The 18422-nt window shown below is 31.9% G+C and carries 20 protein-coding genes; 5 read left to right on the plus strand and 15 right to left on the minus strand.

Annotated features, from left to right (window positions below; translation table 11 throughout):
• Positions 1 to 483: a methanogenesis marker 9 domain-containing protein gene (locus tag QZU75_RS01035; protein WP_296881088.1), complete on the minus strand. Its 483-nt coding sequence runs from the start codon at positions 481 to 483 to the stop codon at positions 1 to 3.
• A gap of 166 nt (positions 484 to 649) precedes the next feature.
• Between QZU75_RS01035 and QZU75_RS01040 the strand changes: the two genes are divergently transcribed.
• Positions 650 to 1339, plus strand: coding sequence for a M48 family metallopeptidase (locus QZU75_RS01040; protein WP_296881109.1), 690 nt, complete (start codon positions 650 to 652; stop codon positions 1337 to 1339).
• 6 nt (positions 1340 to 1345) lie between these two features.
• Here QZU75_RS01040 and atwA read toward each other — a convergent pair whose 3' ends face one another.
• From atwA to QZU75_RS01095, 11 genes are all read right to left on the minus strand, one after another.
• Entirely contained in the window at positions 1346 to 2944 is a 1599-nt protein-coding gene (gene atwA, locus QZU75_RS01045; protein ID WP_296881089.1) for a methyl coenzyme M reductase system, component A2, read from the minus strand.
• 73 nt (positions 2945 to 3017) lie between these two features.
• Complete coding sequence (locus tag QZU75_RS01050) at positions 3018 to 3728, minus strand: MJ0144 family RNA dihydrouridine synthase-like protein (protein ID WP_363139627.1); 711 nt, start codon at positions 3726 to 3728, stop codon at positions 3018 to 3020.
• Between the two features lie 29 nt (positions 3729 to 3757).
• Positions 3758 to 4519, minus strand: a complete 762-nt coding sequence (locus tag QZU75_RS01055) for a GTP cyclohydrolase III (protein WP_296881091.1) — start codon at positions 4517 to 4519, stop codon at positions 3758 to 3760.
• A 20-nt stretch (positions 4520 to 4539) separates the two neighbouring features.
• Complete coding sequence (cofD, locus tag QZU75_RS01060) at positions 4540 to 5445, minus strand: 2-phospho-L-lactate transferase (RefSeq protein ID WP_296881092.1); 906 nt, start codon at positions 5443 to 5445, stop codon at positions 4540 to 4542.
• 8 nt (positions 5446 to 5453) lie between these two features.
• Positions 5454 to 6218: a coenzyme F420-0:L-glutamate ligase gene (locus QZU75_RS01065; RefSeq protein WP_296881093.1), complete on the minus strand. Its 765-nt coding sequence runs from the start codon at positions 6216 to 6218 to the stop codon at positions 5454 to 5456.
• Positions 6219 to 6251: 33 nt separating this feature from the next.
• The gene (locus tag QZU75_RS01070) at positions 6252 to 6878 is read right to left on the minus strand and encodes an IMP cyclohydrolase (protein WP_296881094.1); all 627 of its coding nucleotides are present in this window, start codon (positions 6876 to 6878) and stop codon (positions 6252 to 6254) included.
• A 16-nt stretch (positions 6879 to 6894) separates the two neighbouring features.
• Positions 6895 to 7308, minus strand: a complete 414-nt coding sequence (locus QZU75_RS01075) for a biopolymer transporter ExbD (RefSeq protein WP_296881095.1) — start codon at positions 7306 to 7308, stop codon at positions 6895 to 6897.
• A gap of 8 nt (positions 7309 to 7316) precedes the next feature.
• Positions 7317 to 8156, minus strand: coding sequence for a MotA/TolQ/ExbB proton channel family protein (locus QZU75_RS01080; RefSeq protein WP_296881096.1), 840 nt, complete (start codon positions 8154 to 8156; stop codon positions 7317 to 7319).
• A 91-nt stretch (positions 8157 to 8247) separates the two neighbouring features.
• On the minus strand, positions 8248 to 8862 hold the full coding sequence (gene rnhB / locus QZU75_RS01085; protein WP_296881097.1) for a ribonuclease HII: 615 nt from the start codon (positions 8860 to 8862) through the stop codon (positions 8248 to 8250).
• A gap of 39 nt (positions 8863 to 8901) precedes the next feature.
• Positions 8902 to 9975, minus strand: coding sequence for a rod shape-determining protein (locus QZU75_RS01090; protein ID WP_296881098.1), 1074 nt, complete (start codon positions 9973 to 9975; stop codon positions 8902 to 8904).
• Positions 9976 to 9977: 2 nt separating this feature from the next.
• On the minus strand, positions 9978 to 10616 hold the full coding sequence (locus QZU75_RS01095; protein ID WP_296881099.1) for a hypothetical protein: 639 nt from the start codon (positions 10614 to 10616) through the stop codon (positions 9978 to 9980).
• Positions 10617 to 11032: 416 nt separating this feature from the next.
• On the opposite strand from QZU75_RS01095, the gene QZU75_RS01100 reads away from it, so the two are divergent.
• The 4 genes from QZU75_RS01100 to QZU75_RS01115 are packed head-to-tail and all read left to right on the plus strand — an operon-like array spanning position 11033 to position 14072.
• The gene (locus QZU75_RS01100) at positions 11033 to 11737 is read left to right on the plus strand and encodes an archaetidylserine synthase (protein WP_296881100.1); all 705 of its coding nucleotides are present in this window, start codon (positions 11033 to 11035) and stop codon (positions 11735 to 11737) included.
• A gap of 37 nt (positions 11738 to 11774) precedes the next feature.
• Entirely contained in the window at positions 11775 to 12938 is a 1164-nt protein-coding gene (locus QZU75_RS01105) for a hypothetical protein (RefSeq protein ID WP_296881101.1), read from the plus strand.
• Between the two features lie 37 nt (positions 12939 to 12975).
• Complete coding sequence (locus QZU75_RS01110) at positions 12976 to 13707, plus strand: class E sortase (RefSeq protein ID WP_296881102.1); 732 nt, start codon at positions 12976 to 12978, stop codon at positions 13705 to 13707.
• Positions 13698 to 14072, plus strand: coding sequence for a dihydroneopterin aldolase family protein (locus tag QZU75_RS01115; protein WP_296881103.1), 375 nt, complete (start codon positions 13698 to 13700; stop codon positions 14070 to 14072). Before QZU75_RS01110 ends, QZU75_RS01115 begins: the two co-directional genes overlap by 10 nt.
• Before the next feature lie 3 nt (positions 14073 to 14075).
• Here the strand turns inward: QZU75_RS01115 and mfnA are convergent, their stop codons facing one another.
• The 3 genes from mfnA to rplJ form a co-directional block, all read right to left on the minus strand.
• Positions 14076 to 15233, minus strand: a complete 1158-nt coding sequence (gene mfnA / locus QZU75_RS01120) for a tyrosine decarboxylase MfnA (protein WP_296881104.1) — start codon at positions 15231 to 15233, stop codon at positions 14076 to 14078.
• A gap of 59 nt (positions 15234 to 15292) precedes the next feature.
• On the minus strand, positions 15293 to 17572 hold the full coding sequence (ppsA, locus tag QZU75_RS01125; RefSeq protein WP_296881105.1) for a phosphoenolpyruvate synthase: 2280 nt from the start codon (positions 17570 to 17572) through the stop codon (positions 15293 to 15295).
• Positions 17573 to 17750: 178 nt separating this feature from the next.
• On the minus strand, positions 17751 to 18236 hold the full coding sequence (gene rplJ, locus QZU75_RS01130) for a 50S ribosomal protein L16 (RefSeq protein WP_296881110.1): 486 nt from the start codon (positions 18234 to 18236) through the stop codon (positions 17751 to 17753).
• Positions 18237 to 18422 lie beyond the last annotated feature (186 nt).

Raw genomic sequence — 18422 nt, forward strand, 5'->3', positions numbered from 1 at the left:
TTAATCAGAATTTTCAAGAGACTTTGCATGTAAAACTTTTACAGCTGCTCTTAAATCATTATTACATTCAGTTAAAACATTCATAGCTTCTAATTTAGATATATTAAATGTTTCAGCCAATGCTTCAGCCCTTTCATCAGGATCAGGTTTTTGAACTCCAACCAATCTTTCAGACAATTCTTTTTTCAAGTCCAAATAATCATCATGACTCATTCCCATATTTCTTAAAGTCATATCTCTTAACGGACAAGGTTTTGATGGTTTGCAGCACCATACAAGAGAACCGAAACAGGTCCCTGCCCCTTCGCCTAATCTAGTTTCTTTTGCAAATTGAGTTTTAATTTCTATGTACTCCTGCGGAGTTAAATTTACTTGTTGTAAAGCATTTAATACTGGACATGGTTTAATAGGCGGACAACAAAAAGCAAGCCCTCTAACGTCTCCCCCTCTACAAATATGAGACGGCGCATCTTCCCAAGTCATGATAAACCTCCAAAAATAATTTTTATACCTCTGTTAATAAAAATAATATAATAATATAATTTATTAAAACTTTGAATATATAATCTTTTTTATAGATAGCAATAAATATAATAAACTAAAGTTAAAATTTAAATCCTGAATTAAAAAAAATACTATTTTGATTAAAATGAGAAAGGAAACCATAATTATAGAAAATATAACTATCACCTTAGAGAGAAAAAACATTAAAAATATGTATTTACGCATATTGCCCCCAGATGGCGAAGTTAAAGTATCTGCACCATTATTTTTATCAGATGAAGACATTGCTAATTTTATTAAGTCAAAAAAAGATTGGATTTTAAAAAAACAGAAACATATTGAAGACAACAATATAAAAGCTCCTCTAAAATATGACAACGGAGAAACACACTACCTGTGGGGAAATGAATACACATTGCAATTAATTTCAAATAAAAACTTTAAACATGCTTTAGTAGATAAAGAAAAATCAATTATTTATTTGCCGATTCCCAAAAGAAGCACAATTGACAAACGCCATAAATTACTTAACGAGTTATACCGATTGGAAATGAAAAAAGCAGTCCCATCAGTTTTGGATAAATGCAGCAAAATCGTTGGAAAAACACCAAATGAAGTCAAAATAAGAAGCATGAAAAATTGGGGAAATTGCAATAAGAATAAACGGATTACTCTAAATTTAAATCTTGCTAAAAAAGATCCAGAATGTTTAGAATATGTAATGATACATGAATTATGTCATTTAATAGAATTTAATCATGGAAAAAAATTTAAAAAATTAATGGAGAAATTCTGTCCAAATTGGAAAGAAATAAAAAAAAGATTAAATGAATAAGAAGAATTATCTATCTTTAAGCATATCTTCTTTTTCATCTGGAGTTAATTGTTGTACAATTTCTTCAGGAGTACCTATATCTAATAGTTTACCTCCCCTCATTAAAGCCGCCCTATCACAAACATCTAAAACAAAGTCCATATCGTGAGAAACAATAATAAATGTTTGTTCTAATTCGGTACGAGCTTTAAGGATAGAATCAGTTACAATAACTCTAGTAACAGGATCCATAGTACCTGTTGGTTCATCCAAAACAATAAGTTTAGGTTCTTTAATTAAAACTTGTGCAAGAGCAATCCTATGCTTTTCTCCTACACTTAATTGGTCAGGATATTTATCTAGAATATTAACTGCAACATCATCAGGGAAACCAACAGTTGTTAATGCATGAATAGCCTTAATTTTACCAAATTCAGCAGGTAAATTTAAACTAATAGCATCAGTTAAGTTTCCTAAAATAGTTCTGTGAGGATATAATGAATATTCCTGGTGCAATAAACCAATATACGGCATGATTCTTCCACGATTTAATGGACCCACCTTAGTCATGTCAATCCATTCATCACCAAGTTTAATGTCAATTCTACCACTGCTTGGCTCGGTTAATCCCATTAACATTCTAGTAGTTGTAGTCTTTCCGGAACCACTTAAACCAACAATTCCGAAAATCTCTTCATTATTAATTGTTAAATTAACACCGTCAACAGCTTTAACTACTCCCCTTTCAATGGAGTAATAATGTTTTTTAACATCTTCCAATACTACTTCAGGTTCACCAAATTCAGGGATTTCAGGTTTTTTAGGGACAGGAACTGTCTCCATAAAGTGGTCAACAACTACTTGCGGTTCACCTTCTTCTTTAATTTGACCATTTTCTAACCAAATAACATTGTCAGCAAGTTCAGTCATTACTTCTGGCCAGTGAGAAGTAATCAACATGGTGATTCCTTCATCTTTAACACCTTCTTTTAAGGTATTGTGAAGTTTTACAGCAGTTTGAGGATCCAAAGTACCAGTAGGTTCATCTGCTAAAAACATCATAGGATTTTTAGCCAATTGTCTAGCCAATACTACTCTTTGTTTTTCTCCACCACTTAAATCACGAGCAACGTGAGTGATTCTATGATTCATTTGAACCATTTCAAGCAATTCCAATGCAAAATAAATTTTTTCTTCATATTCTACATCATCACTCATTGCTCTCATAACATTCTCAATTACGGTTTCTTCATCGTATAATGCAAAGTTACGTTGAAGCATAATGGAAATTCTTCTTTTAATACTTGCAAATAATTTCCTTTCCGCATTATAAAAATCAACTTCTTTTGCTTCAAAAGTTCCTCCGCAGCTACATTTCTCTCCAGCATGAGACGGAGAATCGACAGCCAAACAATCAGGACAAACAGCAATGTTAAGCATAATTTGACCTGCATCAGGTTTGTAATCTAATGTACCCCTGAGCATGTTAATTAAAACAGATTTTCCACTACCACTACGTCCTAAAATTCCTAAAGTCTCTCCCTCATTAATCTTTAAATTAATATCTTTAAGAACATCAACACCATCAAAAGTTTTTGTAATATTCTTAAGTGTTATAAAATCCATGAAATCACCTATTGAATTAATTTTTATTTTAAACTATTAATAATACTTTCTAATAACAATTGTTTTATGAATATTAAAAATTAGCAATATTAAAATCTAAATTACCAGAAATAATTGAACGAGCTATTGAAAATCCATCCACTCCAGTATCAATCATTTTTTTGAGATTTTCCAAAGAATTTACAGAGTTATTTCCAATAACTTTAATGTTAACATCATTACAAATATTTTTCAAAAGGTCATAATCAGCATCAAAGACGCCTTTTTTCATAGCATCAATATGCAAATAATCTGCACCTGCATTTTCAATTATCTCAGATACCATTAACGTGTCGATACCCTCAACATTAGCTCTGATTTTTACTGAAACATCACAATCAACATTATCAACCACTTTAGAAATATAATCTCCTAAATCAGGTCTTTTTAACATTTCCTGACCACAACCAATTGCTAAAATTTCATCTTGACGACAATGACAGTTAATTTCAATGATATCCAATTCTTTAATTTTACCTAATTCAATAATTGGCTGTACAGTGGTTGACCTTACATTGGCAGATACTTTTACATCTTTATGATTGCTTTTAATTGAAGCAACTTCATTTTCTATATGTGAAAAAATTTTTTCTAAAGGAAAATCGAATTCCTTCCTGCCCCGATTAATGATTTTTTTACTTGCTTCAATTGTAGGTGCATCTAAACTGTATCCTCCCAAAGTAGCTACATTAAAACCGTAAGGAATAACTTTATTTAAAAATTCGGCATTAGTTATTCCTGCCATCGGCGCAACTACTTTAAGCATGATACTCCTCAGTATTCTTTTTCAATAACCCATGTCCACATTTCATTATTGTGGGCACGAATTTCTTCAAGACCTATATCAGCCATATATGCTGCATCTTCAGCATTTTTTCCACGGCCAATACCTGCTTTAAGCTTTATTCCAATTTCTTCATCAATTTCAATCATAATTTCTTCAATTTCCTTTTCACTAAGTCCATTACATGGAGACATGAAGTTATCTCCACCGATGAAGAATAATAAAGCACCTTTTTTAATTAATTTTGTCATCAAATAATGTTGAGCCTTATTAACCATAAAACTAGTATCAAAAGCAGATTCAATATCAGTTAATGTTTCTGTAACACTATTAATATCAATATGAGCTGCTTGAACAAAACTGTCTTCTTCACTAACTAAACTATCAATAGCCAAAATTTCTTTTCTTTCACCAGATTGAGCACTTCCTGCTTTTTGAAGTGCGATAGTTGCTAATTTTTGAGCTTCATGAGGAGTTTCAGCAGCACCCACACCCATACTAATGGTTATAGGATATCTATTTCTAATTGATCTTTGAATTCTTAAATGGTCTTCTTCATTTAGCCCATTTGAAATTGCAAGCAAATTATCAAATCTTGTAAAGAAAACTAATCCTTTCTTATTTCCGAAATGATTATTCAAATCAGCAAATAAGCTTGCTTGTAGCATTTGTAAGTCAGATTCTGTACGTGGTCTTGGAGTAACAGTCCAAGGACCATAATTATCAATTTGTATTAATGTCATTTGTATCATTCAATAATCCCTCTTAAAAATTAAAGAATATTATTTATAATTGTTTGGGCTAAATTTTTTTTAGCACCTAAACTATTCATTATTGTATTTGTAACTGTTACCTTATTAACTATTTGATTTATTTCATCTTTCAAATTTTCATCTTCAGTATCAATTACAAAATTATCTAAAAAATCTTCATATAATGATGCAACACCAACTGATGAAACATCAATATCCAAAGCCCTCATAAATTTACTAGCAGGGCCACTAACAGAGTCGGAACCAATAATAGGAGATACAGCCACCACATAAGTATTTTTTAATGCTTCTCTAACTCCTTCTAAAGATAATATTGGCAAAATTGAAGTAATTGGATTTGAAGGACCAATAATTACTGCATCAGAATTATTAATAGCCTCTATAATTCCCGGAGCAGGTGAAACTTCAGAAAACTGTACATCCAAAACTTCAGGCTCCTGTTGATATTTGATTAAAAAATCATGAAATTCCAACTCACCAATATCAGTAATTATCTTAATATCGGACTGTTCATTACTCATAGGAAGTATTTTGCAAGTTAAACCCATATCCTTAGTTTGGATTTCACATGCTTTGGCCAAACCATATTTTTCCATCAGTAAAGTCTTTTGTATTTTAGTTGCCCTGTCTTTATCACCTATTCTCAACAATTCAGGACAACCAAGTTCATTTAACCTTTCATGAGTAATAAATGTATCATCTTTAATCCCATACCAGAATTCATCATTTATTATATCAGACATTGTATACAGAACAGTATCAATATCCGCTGATACATAAACGCCTGAAAAATAATCATTTTCTAAAGTATTAACAATAATAGTTAATTCACTAGGATCAACAATCTCTTTCAATCCTTGCAATAACTTTGGAGTACCAGTTCCCCCAGATAAAACAGTAATCATGAAATCACTCATTTTCTAAATACATCAAATTCTTTCGGCATGAGCAAATCGTTAATGTTTGAATCAACATTTCTTAGTTCATCAAAATTATTAAATCCTCGAATTAAAACTACCGGCAAACCTTCATCAGCCTGACCCATTACAAGTGATGCTGCAGCAGACAATTCGTCAGCAGTTGCAACTTCAGTGGTTTCAAGTTCACGGCCATACAAATCTTTTTCACCGACCCTTCTCCAAAGTGGAGAAATTCCAGAACATCCAATGGCAGTTCCAATAGCTCCAAATCTAAATGCTCTTCCTTGAGTATCAGTTATTATAACTGCAATTTCTTCACCAAATTCATTTTCCAAATATTCTCTTATTTCAAAAGCTGATTTATCTGCATCAACAGGCATTGGAGTAGCTAAACCTTCAGCTGCATTTGATTCATCGATTCCGGCATTGGCACAGACAAAACCATGCCTGGTTTCAGTAATAATGAAACTGGGACCTACTCTAACAACTTCTTTTGATTCCTGTAAAATTGCTTCAACAAGTTGGGGGTCTTTATTAGATTCTTCAGCCAATTCTAAAGCTTGTTTTGAAGGGGTTAAATCATCCAATTTAATAAAATTTCCTTCAGCTTTTGAAATTAAAGTTTCAGCAATGAGAATAATATCTCCATGATTAAGCATACACCCCTGTTTATTGATTGCATCTTTAATAATTATTGAAATATCATCAGTGTCATCAACAATTGGAATATGCTCTAACCCTATTAATTCTATTGTCATAATATCATCTAAAAAATTTAAAAAAAAATAAAATTATGGATTATAGACATCAATTGTCCATTCTCCATCAAATACTGCTGCACAGGAAGTAACGGGCTTTTTATAATTAGCAAAAGTACCCTCATCAAAAATAAATTTAGCAGAATCAGCAGCAGTTTTTGCATCAAATTCAACTAAATCGTGGACTTGACTTCCATATGTTGAAATAAAAACAGCATCGCCATAAGGAACTTGTTCAACCAATATTTTTTTATCATTAGCAATTCCAATATAACATTCATATTCGTCTTTTTTATTAGTTGATGTAACAACAGCCGCAATTCTTGGAGTATGATAATCATCTTTTTCATAATCCATAGTAAGCAATGAATATGCAATTGCATCTTTAATATTCATTCCTATAGCAATTTTATCTGCTATGACATCAGTATGAGAACCATTTGATACAATAGCCATGTCCCTTACAATACGGACACAGTTATAAGTAATATATGTGTTCTCAAAAATATCCTTCTCAAAACCTTCTTTTGGAACAATCGCAGCACGATTTTCAAATTTTAAACATTGCCTATTTGGAAATGACCTGCTTGAAACACGATATGCAACAAAAGGTTTACCATCACTATTCATTCCTGTTGATAATATTCTACCAGTATACACTCTAATTTCCCCCAAATTATAACTCTGGACGATGAACCGCCTTATCTACAGGCACATCAGGAGGTGTTGTAATGACAACTTCACCAGGTTTAATTGAAACTTCACCCTGGTCGATTACCTTAGCCTGAACACCGACAGCTCCTCCCGAGATTGCATCGGATCTATCTTGACCATTTACAGTAACTTTATGCAGATTTGCCACTGGCACTACATAATATTCCTGGTCACCGGAAACATCAGTAACATTTGGTTTTCCTGTAGCATCAGATGCAACATCAGAATCATCAGTTTGAACTTCAGTAGCTGAAAAATTACTTGTAACAACTAAAAAAATCATTATTGTGAAAAGAATATCAATAAAAGGAACTAAATTGATACTTGGTTTTTGACCCAAAACTTTCTTTTTATGTTTTTTAACATCAATTGCCATCTAATCACCTATTGTTTTAGTTTACTTTCAGTAATTTCAGCATTAACATTACATTTTTCTAAAATAATATTTGAAATACTCTTATCCAACATACTAGGCTTAAAAGAAACCTTAATATTAGCATAAGGGTCAGAAATTAATCTTGTATTAACAACACCTTCAGCTTCCTGTAAAGCTTCAAGTGCACATTCTACATTTGAATCTACTCTTACTTTAACTACAGCAAAACCCCAATTGGTCATTTTTGTAGCTAACTCAATTTTATCCATTTCAGATTCGATAAGGTCTTGAATGTATGAATAAATAGGCAATAAAATAATTGCCACTAAAAGACCCATAATTGTGGTTGTCAAAGCAACATAAATACCTTCGGCCATAGCTGCGGAATCAGGATGAACTCCTAATGATTTAAATGTCATCCAAATACCAATTACAGTACCAATTAATCCTAAAAAAGGAGCTAATTCAGTAATTGTTCTAATGGTACTTAATCCTTTGGTCATTTTTGCCACTTCAACGATGAAAATCTGTTCCATACTTTCTTCAACTTCAGTTTTGTTTTTATAACCAATTTTTAAAGTTTCAGAAATAATCTTAGAAATAGGATTTTTAAATCCGTTAATTTGTTTTAAAGCTTCAACTGCACCGCCCCTTTCCATTGAAGCAGTAACAACACCAAATATCTCAGTAGTGTCAACTTTACTAATTTTTCTAAGATAAGCAATCTTTCTTATTGCAATAATCAAACCATAAATACCAATAAAAAGAATGATGTATGTTATGATTCCACCTTGAGTGAATATGTCTACAATACCATCAAGAAATGGAGCAATATATTCAATAATCATATTATCCTCTAAATAAATATCAATTTAAAAAGTTTATAAAATTAGTTATATTGGTTCATATACTTAAATATTATTTAAAAACTAGAAGGAATTATTTCATTTTTGCAACAGTTGCCCAAGACCTTCTTACAAAATCGGGCATCTCATCATAAGTATAATTTTTTAAAAAATCTTTTGTTTTTGGATCTGAAGGATATCCTGAACCTATCCCTCCTGATTTAATAAAATCCTTATTGATTTGTGCAATTTGATTATCTCTTTCTGCTTTAGCAATAATTGAAGCTGCACTAACTTCAATATATTTATCATCTGCCTTATGCTCAGCAATAACATTAAGGCCAGTATCAATACGCAAATTTTCCTGGAAACGTTCAGCTTTAACATCCACTGCATCAACAATAGCTTTTTCAGGTTTTAGTTTTAATAAAATAGATTCCATGGCATTTTTTTCAATTTCATTGAGATTAATGCCTTCTGCTCTCATCTCATCAATTTCACGAGCAGATATCACTACTATCTCATAGTCAAACATTTTTTTAAGCTTACGGGACAAAATAGTACGTCTATTTGGAGTTAATCTTTTCGAATCTTTAACACCCATACGTTCCAATACCTTTTCCATCTTTTCAGGAACAACAACACCCGCAATTACCATAGGTCCAAGAACAGAACCTCTGCCTGCTTCATCAATGCCTAAAATATCCATAAAAATCAATAAAAAAAAGAGAAATAAATAAAAATTTATTTATTTCATAGCTCTGAGACGAACTTCAGGTTCTAATGCAAGTGGTTCTGCAGCAACGATTGCAGTACCTTTTGCTACAACAGTCATCGGATCATCTGAAATTTCAATTGGAATTCCAATTTCATCGAAAATTCTTTCTTTCATTCCGCGAAGTCTGGAACTTCCCCCAACAGCAACTGCATTGTTATAAACACCCATCATTAATTCTGGAGATAATCTTTCCAATATTTCGTTTAAACCACCAACAATTTGTTGCATGTAAGGTTCAACTGCTTCAGCAACCAACATTGAATCAATAACAACTTTTTTAGGCCTATTATTTTCTAAAGATTTACCTATTATTTCAACACTTAAGTTTTCAAGTTGTTCACTGCAATGAACCATACCCACTTCGATTTTTGCAGATTCTGCATCATGAATACCAATAGCTACATCATATTTTTCAGCGACAAGTTCTACCAGTTTATTATCAATATCGTCACCACCGCATCTAACAGTTTCGATATCATTAATACCACCAAGAGAAATAATTACAATATCAGTTGAACCCGCACCAATATCTACAACCATGGTACCGTTTGGTTCTGCAATAGGTAATCCTGCACCAATAGCTGCAGCCAAACCTTCACTTATAACTAAAATATTTTGAGCTCCAGCTTTTCTGCCTATTTCTTCTGCAGCATTCTTTTCTACTTCAGATGCGTCACCAGGAATGCCAATAACAATTCTTCCAACACTTTCTCCTTCATTAATACCAATTTGCATTGCTTTAATGAGTAATGCTTGTGCTTGAACAACATTTTCAATTACACCTTTTTTCAAAGGTCTTACTGCCAAGATATCTTCAGGAGTTCTTCCAAGCATCCTTTTAGCTTCTTCACCAACAGCTAAAACTTCTGATGGATCATCTTTTTTAACTGCAACAACTGATGGAATTTGATATAAATCAAATTTATCCCCAGAAGGTTTTGCAATTACAGTGTTTAAAGTTCCTAAATCGATTCCTAAACTATTGCTAATGACACGGGTATTTTCTACTTGTGGTACTTCTTCATCTTTTCCAAAAATATTCATGATTATTCCTCCGTTACAATGTCTTTAAAATCTATAACGAAAATTTTATTAGATGTAGCTACACTTTGAAATCTACCAACATCCTCATCCTTTTCGATGGAAATGACTACGGTAGTTAACACAACTTCATTTGCATTATAAAATGGTTTCAAAGCAGATTTAATGAAATTTGGTAATCTAACGTCATTATTTATATCAACATCAATGAAACTAGTAGTTTGAGATTTTTGAAGAATTTTAAATCGGATTCTTGATTTTTCAATCCTGGAAAATGTCTGTTTAAGCACATCATCCGGAGAAACTAGAATCATTAAATTTGATTCATTAGACAAATAGCTGCGAGGTATTTGAACATAAGCTCCGCCACATTGTCTTGCATGCTCCCTGAATTCATTAATTACAATAGAATTTCCGTAAAGCATTAGGAAATCAAATTTCTTATCCAATTTACCATTTTTTAATATAGCATGTTCCCTAAATAAAATTTTAATGCTGGCATTGGACAATATGGCCCTGTAAGCCATTTCATCAACCAAATCAACATTACCTGCAATAACACACCAAGTTTTTTCAACTTTAAAGTCACTATCAGAAGTAACCCTTGCAGCTTGCCTAAGAACACGTATATTATCTTCAATCATTTAACTACTCACAATACAATCAATATAAATCATGAAAACTATAAATAAGCAACTAATACAATTTAAAATAATATTTAAAGCCCTAATAAGCCTTTAAATAAAATACATCATAGCCACTTATTAACAGTCTAACATTTAATATTTATTAAGAATATTATTATATATATTTTATCTTTCAAGGTTAATTTTACAATTTCAATTAATAAATACCAATTTTTTTAATCAAACTAAATAATGACAATAGAATATTGAAAAAAGATATCATATAATAAGCAAAATTTAAAAAAATGAAAAATTTAACAAAGTCCAATAAAAATAACAATTATAAGTAATTAAATACAAATATAAGTAAAAATAAGGTAAAATCAAAGATAAACTTAATAAGATATGAACTAAAAAATAATACTGGAGATAACATGAAAATTGAAGATACATCTATGAAAAAATTTATAGCAATATCTGATATAATATCATTGTTAAATATGAGTTGTGGTTTTTTTTCAATTATATGTTCAATAAACCATAATTTTGAATTAGCCGCACTTTTTATGATATTTGCAATCATGTTTGACTCAGTAGATGGTTGGGTAGCAAGAAAAACAAACAGAAATGATGAATTAGATTTTGGAAAAAACATCGATTCATTATCTGATGCCATATCTTTTGGTGCAGCACCTGCGGCATTTGTTTATTCAACTATTAACACCACTTCAATTATTCTTCAACCATTAGTAATCATTGTAAGTTTATTAATTGTAATTTGTGGAGTTTTAAGATTAACAAGATATAATGTAATTGCAGACAAAATCCAAACAAAAGATTTTATAGGCTTTCCAATTCCTGGAATTGCATTCCTATTGGCTACATATTATTTAAGCGGACTCTATAATATGTATCTAACATTGATTTTAAGTACTGTTGTTTCTTTGATAATGATTAGTACAGTTAGATATCCGAAATTTGATAATGTTCCTACACTCGCAGTATCCTGCGTATTAATAATATTATTAATCTTACCTGTAAAATTCGTATTGTATGGAGTAAACATACCTGCATTATTACTGTTAATTTTCTGCTTATACTACCTTATAATTAATTTAATTAAAAATTTCTTAAATTAATACCATCTACTTTTAATTAACCATTAGGAGTAGAACCATGACCCAAGAAAAACGAGACCCATTATTTCCAAAGGGTTTTGAGAAAACGGAAGATCTTAAAAAGCAATATGCTGAAGAAACTCTCAAAAAACCTGCAAAGAAAGATGAATTAAGTCCTTTAAAAAAATTAAATCATAAGATTGGGGTTTATCTAAGTCCGAAAACAACAAAAATAAGTGATGATGAGCAAAAAAGGAAAATCGGAATTATTATTACCACTTTAATTCTAATCACATTAGTCATAACATCATATTATTTTTTAATCTATCAGCCACAGCAGGAAAATCTATCCCTTATGAAAACCACAAAATTAAATGAACTCCATGATCTGTACTCCGGACCGTTAGTGACCTCACCAAATGCGGCAACATTAGAAAGCAAAATTAACGATGCCCGAAGCACTGGCGAACTGGAAAGTGTTAACATATTAGCTCCGGCAAGTAAAGATTGGAAATCTTACCAAATAAAATCGATTAACTCCAACATGGACAAGTATAAACGAATAATGGCAGTATATTCAAATGAAAGCAAAGACATAATGATGAACGAAGACGAAGCGATAAAAATCGTTAATGAAAATGATGCCCACGTTTTATCAAAAATTAAATTTGAAACACCCAACACAGTATCAGTACCAATATTGATTTCAAGACTTCAGGCAGGAGCAGGTTTAATTAATGTTGGAAGTGTTGTTGACGTGTATTTAAATTCAAATTACACAAATGAAACTAATGAAGGTAATTCAACACCCAATATAAGTGGATGCACTGTTCTTTCAATAATGAGGTATGAAGAGAACGGAGAAATTGATTCAGAATATTCCAAATCAAAAGTTAATGTCAAAGGTAATGATACATATCCCCGGGAAAACACAAAAAGTTTTTCATCAAACGTATTGGAGCTTCTGAAAGGTTCAATCATTAAAGGATACAGTGAAGAGGAAACAGTTGAAATGCTTAGAGACTATGGAATTAAACTGTCAAATTATGAAAGACAAATCAATTTAGGAGATTTGGATGCCCAATACATGCTTCTGATTGAAACACCCCAAGATAAAGTCAATTTCGTGTTGAACAACATGGAAAATATTGTATTGACAATTCCAACTTCAAAAGCTCCAAAATGGATGGTTGATGAAATACAATATACGTACAATAATTAAAAAAATTATTATATGAGATTATAACATAAAGGATATTATGAGTAAACATATTATTTCAACAGTGATTGTTATTATATGCATATTAATAATTGGATTATATGCATTGGGAGAAGTGAACTACTTCGCATCTAAAATTGCTGTAGAAAGAAATTTGGAAGAACCCACTGTAGTAATACCTTCAGTTGGAATTAATGAAAAAATTAATAACGTGTCATTATCTCAAGGAGTATTCCATGAACCAAATTCCTATACTCCAACACAGGGAGACGTATTGGTATTTGGACATAGAACCCTGCAAGGTTCGCCATTTTTAAGGCTCAATGAATTATCTGCAGGCGATACAATACTTTTAGAATGGCCAGGCATAGGTGAGGTAAAATATACTGTTGCAAGTTCAACAATTGTTCCTGCAGACTACCAGCTTAATGCTGTAGAAGGCGGAAATAAATTATATCTGATTACATGCGACCCTATTGGATCAACTGAAAACAGATTGATTATCGAAGGAACATTAAGCGAAACCAATCCTATAAATGATGTGATTCTCAAACAAAATCCTCAAGAGTCAAATGCATTAATCATAACTGGAATATTTTTAGTTGTGGGATTGATATTCAGTTATTTCTATCCAAAAGAACATAGACTTTACATACTAGCCACAGTTCTGATTATAACTGCAATATTGTTCTACTGTTGTATCAATCCAGTATCCTCACAGGCAATCTATGACAGGATAATCTTTTTAAATGGGGGATCACATTGGATGTAGATAAAGAATACTTTTCAAATATAACTACAAGAGAAAGAGCTATATTTGAAGGAGCTATAAGCATGGGAGCTTTATTCCACCAATTCGTGGGAACTCCCGTGAATAAAAATACAAAAAATAGCTTGGAAACAAGTATGGAAGAATCCTTAAAACTACAGCCGGCAATTGAAGACGTTGATGTTACCATCAGATTCGATAAGCTTGAAGAGTCAATGACAGAATTCGAATACACTTCACTTACCGGAGACATGCTAGATGTTAAAATTTACACAAAAGTGGATAATGTCCAGGCCACAATAAGAATTGAGTTTATTGAAGAACTCAATTATCCTTTAATGTATGTTGAAGACATAATAGAAGATTAGAAATTAATATATTTCTTTTAAATCTTCTAATAATTCTTTAATATGATTCTTTTTAATATGATTCATTAAAACTATTCTAATAGCTACAGGACATTTAGCTACAGAAACTTTCCAATTTTTTTCTTCTAATTTTTCAGCAAGTAAATTAGTGTCCATATCTGGATGATTAAAAGCAACAATATTCAATTCAGGTTTGCAAACAACTTCATAACCTAGTTCATTTAAACCATCATAGAGCAATTTGGTATTTTCCATCAATTCTTCTGCAATTTTACAATAACCCTGTTTACCGAAATATTTCATTATTGCATAAGTAGCTACAGCAGAAGCCCCTAAACGTGTTCCTACAATTGTTGATTGAGTTTTAACAGTCAAATAAGGGGAATCAACAGCCATTACTTCAAGATATTCTTCTTTTCTGAAAATTATGCCCCCTGCAGGAATTGGAGCGAGACCCATTTTATGAGGATCAACAGTTATTGAACAAACACCAGGAAGTGAAAAATCAAAAACAGGCAAATCATGACCTAATTTTCTTAAAAACGGAATTGAAAAACCTCCAAATGCTGCATCAACATGAAAATAAATATTATTTTCAAAAGCTATTTTGGAAATTTCTTCAATAGGGTCAATTAAACCCAATTCAGTTGTTCCGGCAATAGCCACAATTGCTACAGTCTTATCTGAAATTACACTTTTTAAAGCATCCACATCAATTTTATAATTTTTATCAATTTTTGCTTCAACAATCTTCAAATTCAACATATCTGCAGCTTTTTTAAATGAAAAATGAGCAGATTCGGGAATGATAATTTCTCCATCGACTATTCCCTTGTATTTTCTTGCATGATTTCTAGCAGCACGGATAGCCATAATGTTAGCTTCAGTACCCCCAGTTACAATATTACCATAAGCTTCTTCTAACGATAATAATTCACCAATAGATTTTATAACTTCATTTTCAACATATTTTGTTCCTTTAAAAAGACCAGGATCTCCCAAATTAGTATCAAGGAACTTGCAATAAACCTCTTTCGCAAACGGATGTGCTTCAGTACACATAGAACCTAAAATTCTACCATCTGCATAATTATAATCCAATTTATGAATTTCATACAGTTCATTTAAAATTTCTTCTTTATCCATTGGTTTATCTTGCATAAAATAACCTAACAACAATAATTTAAATAAAAATAAAATAAAAAAAAGAAATAAAAAGATTATTCTAAACGTTTACGAGCAGCGTCAAGAATAATTTTTTGTTCAGCTCTAGCAACAGTCTTTCTTACATCAGCAATAGCGTCAGTGTTTGAAGATACACTAGAGATTCCATATCCAACAAGTTTTTCAACAATGTGAGGCACACTACCTGCTTGGCCGCAAATACTACATTTGACACCTGCTTCAGCACATTTTCTAATTGTTCTTTCAATTAGTTTCATTACTGCTGGGTGTTCTTCAGTGTAGTGTTTTGCTACAAATTCATTGTTTCTGTCAACTGCAAGAGTGTATTGAGTTAAATCGTTGGTTCCTAAACTTACAAAGTCTATTCCAACTTTGATATACTCATCAATCATGATTGCAGCTGCTGGAATTTCAACCATCATTCCGAAATCAACATCTTTGTGAGGTTCGAATCCTACTTCTGAACATAATGCTTTAGCCTGAACCAATTCAGCAGGACTTTGAGATAATGGAATCATGATTCCAATGTTAGTGTAACCTTTTTCATGTAATTTTTTAATAGCTTTGAATTCACATTTAAGAATTTCAGGTTGGTCAAGTTCTCTTCTGATTCCTCTCCAACCAAGCATTGGATTGTGTTCTCTAGGTTCGTTTTCTCCACCTTCCAATGTGATGAATTCATCTGTTGGAGCATCTAAAGTTCTATACCATACAGGTCTTGGATAAAATGCATCTGCTACAATTTGAACATTGTCTGCAATTGTATCAATCAATTCATCTTCTCTGCCTTCAGCGATGAATTTGCCTGGGTGGATACCAGAGGTCAACATTAAATGTTCTGTTCTTAAAAGTCCGACACCATCAGCGCCAGTTGCAGCTGCTTTTTCTGCAGCTTCAGGCATACTTACATTAGCTTTAACTTCAGTTACTGTAATAATTGGAGCTGCTTCAACAGTACCTTGAACAGCGACAGCTTCTTCTTTAGCATCAGAAATTCCGTCAAATACTAATCCTTTTTTACCGTCTAAAGTAACACCGGAATTTTCTTTTAAAGTAGTTGTAGCATCACCAGTTCCAACAACACAAGGAATACCTAATTCACGAGAAATAATAGATGCGTGACAAGTTACTCCACCTTCATCAGTGACAATACCGCTTGCTCTTCTCATAGCCGGAACCATATCCGGAGTGGTCATGGTGGTTACCATAATGTCTCCATCTTGGATTTTATCCAATTCATCAATATCCAAAACAATTTTTACATTACCTGAGGCCATACCTGGACTTGCACCAAGACCTCTTACAAGAACATCACCTAAATCAGAAGAAGAACCATCTTCAGCTTCCTTATCGACATCGCCTAAAGTAGTAATTGGCCTTGCTTGTAATAAGAATAACATACTATTTTCGAAAGCCCATTCAGTATCCATAGGTTCCCCGTAATGAGCTTGAACTCTTTTACCCATTTCAGTTAATTGAATGAGTTCTGAATCAGATAAAACTCTTTCTTTTCTTTTATCTTCAGGAACATCTACTTTAATACTTGTTCCATTTTCATCATTAGTGTACATTACTTTTTTGTCACTAATTGTTACATTGATGATTTCATTATTTTTCTTGTCAACTTGATAGTTATCAGGAGTTACATCACCAGAAACTACAGATTCACCAAGACCCCATGATCCTTCGATTAAAGCAATTTCTTCACCAGTGGATGGATTTACAGTAAACATTACACCAGCTTTATCAGCATTAGCCATTTTTTGAACTACAACAGCGATGTAAACTTTGGAATGTTCAAAGTTATTTTCTTCCCTGTAGAAAATAGCTCTTGCTTCAAATAAAGAAGCCCAACATTTTCTGATATATTCAATTACTTCATCATTTCCGGAAACATGTAAAAAAGTATCTTGTTGACCTGCAAAAGAAGCTTCAGGCAAGTCTTCTGCAGTAGCTGAAGATCTGATTGCAACATCAGTGTCATCTTCGCCTACTCTTTGACAAAGTTGATTGTAAGCTTCGGTAATAAACAAAATCATGTCTTCAGGAATTGGAGATTCATTAATAATGGATTTAATTTCTTCTGAAGCTGCTTGAAGAGCTTTAGTATCATTAATGTCAATCTTATCAAGAATGTCCATAACTTTATCATTAATTCCTGCTTCTTCCATGAATTTTTCATAAGTTTCTGCAGTAACTACAAAACCTGGAGGTACTGGAATACCAGCCTGAGTTAATTCACCCAAATTAGCACCTTTCCCACCTGCAATTCCGATATCAGACTTATTTAAGTCTTCAAATTTTACAACATACATAACATATAACCTCTTGGTTTAAAAATTTATTAAATTGCAATATTAGCTAGTAAAAACATTACCATTAATATATTTATAATTTAAATTTTAACGTTTAAATATTTAATTATAAATTTCAAAAAAATAACAAAAAATAAGAATATAAAAAAAGAGTAAAAAAAAGAAGTTAATTAAAAATCTATTTAATTAAATCTTCGCCTTTATCGACAACTATTTTACAAGGAACCGGTAATTTCATACCTGCTCTTTTTAATGCGACTTTAGCTTGTTCAAAGTTTTTTTCTTGGCAGTCAATAGTGATGACTCTTTGACCTTTTTTAACAATAGCTTCAACACTGATTGGTTTACCGAATGCATTTCTCATACCACTTTGTACCCTATCCGCACCTGCACCGGTTGCCATAGGATTTTCTCTTACGATTTGGTGAGGATATACTCTTAATTTTAAGTGGTAACCCATTCTACCAGCAGCTCTTTGCATTAATCTGTTAGAAGCAATCCTTGCAGCTTCTAAAGAATTGTGTCTAATTTGAGCTGGTTTTTTTACAGCTAAACTTAATGTTACTGGAAATTCATCTTTTAAGTTACCCATATCATATTGTACAATTCTTGAATTTGGGGTTTTTCTAATATAATCTCTTCTTGTATAAGCACGAACCATTATAATTCTATAAAAAATTATATATCGTAATATATAGAATACTTAAATATATTAATAAAGTTATTAATAAATGTTACCATATTTTCATAGGGGACTGTCAAAATGTTAGCTCTTGATTTCTTTTTTCAACCCATCCATTTTTTTGAAGCATAATTTGATTAAATACTCCTTCCATTGTTCTGAATTTCT

This window comes from uncultured Methanobrevibacter sp., from assembly GCF_902764455.1.
GTDB lineage: Archaea > Methanobacteriota > Methanobacteria > Methanobacteriales > Methanobacteriaceae > Methanocatella.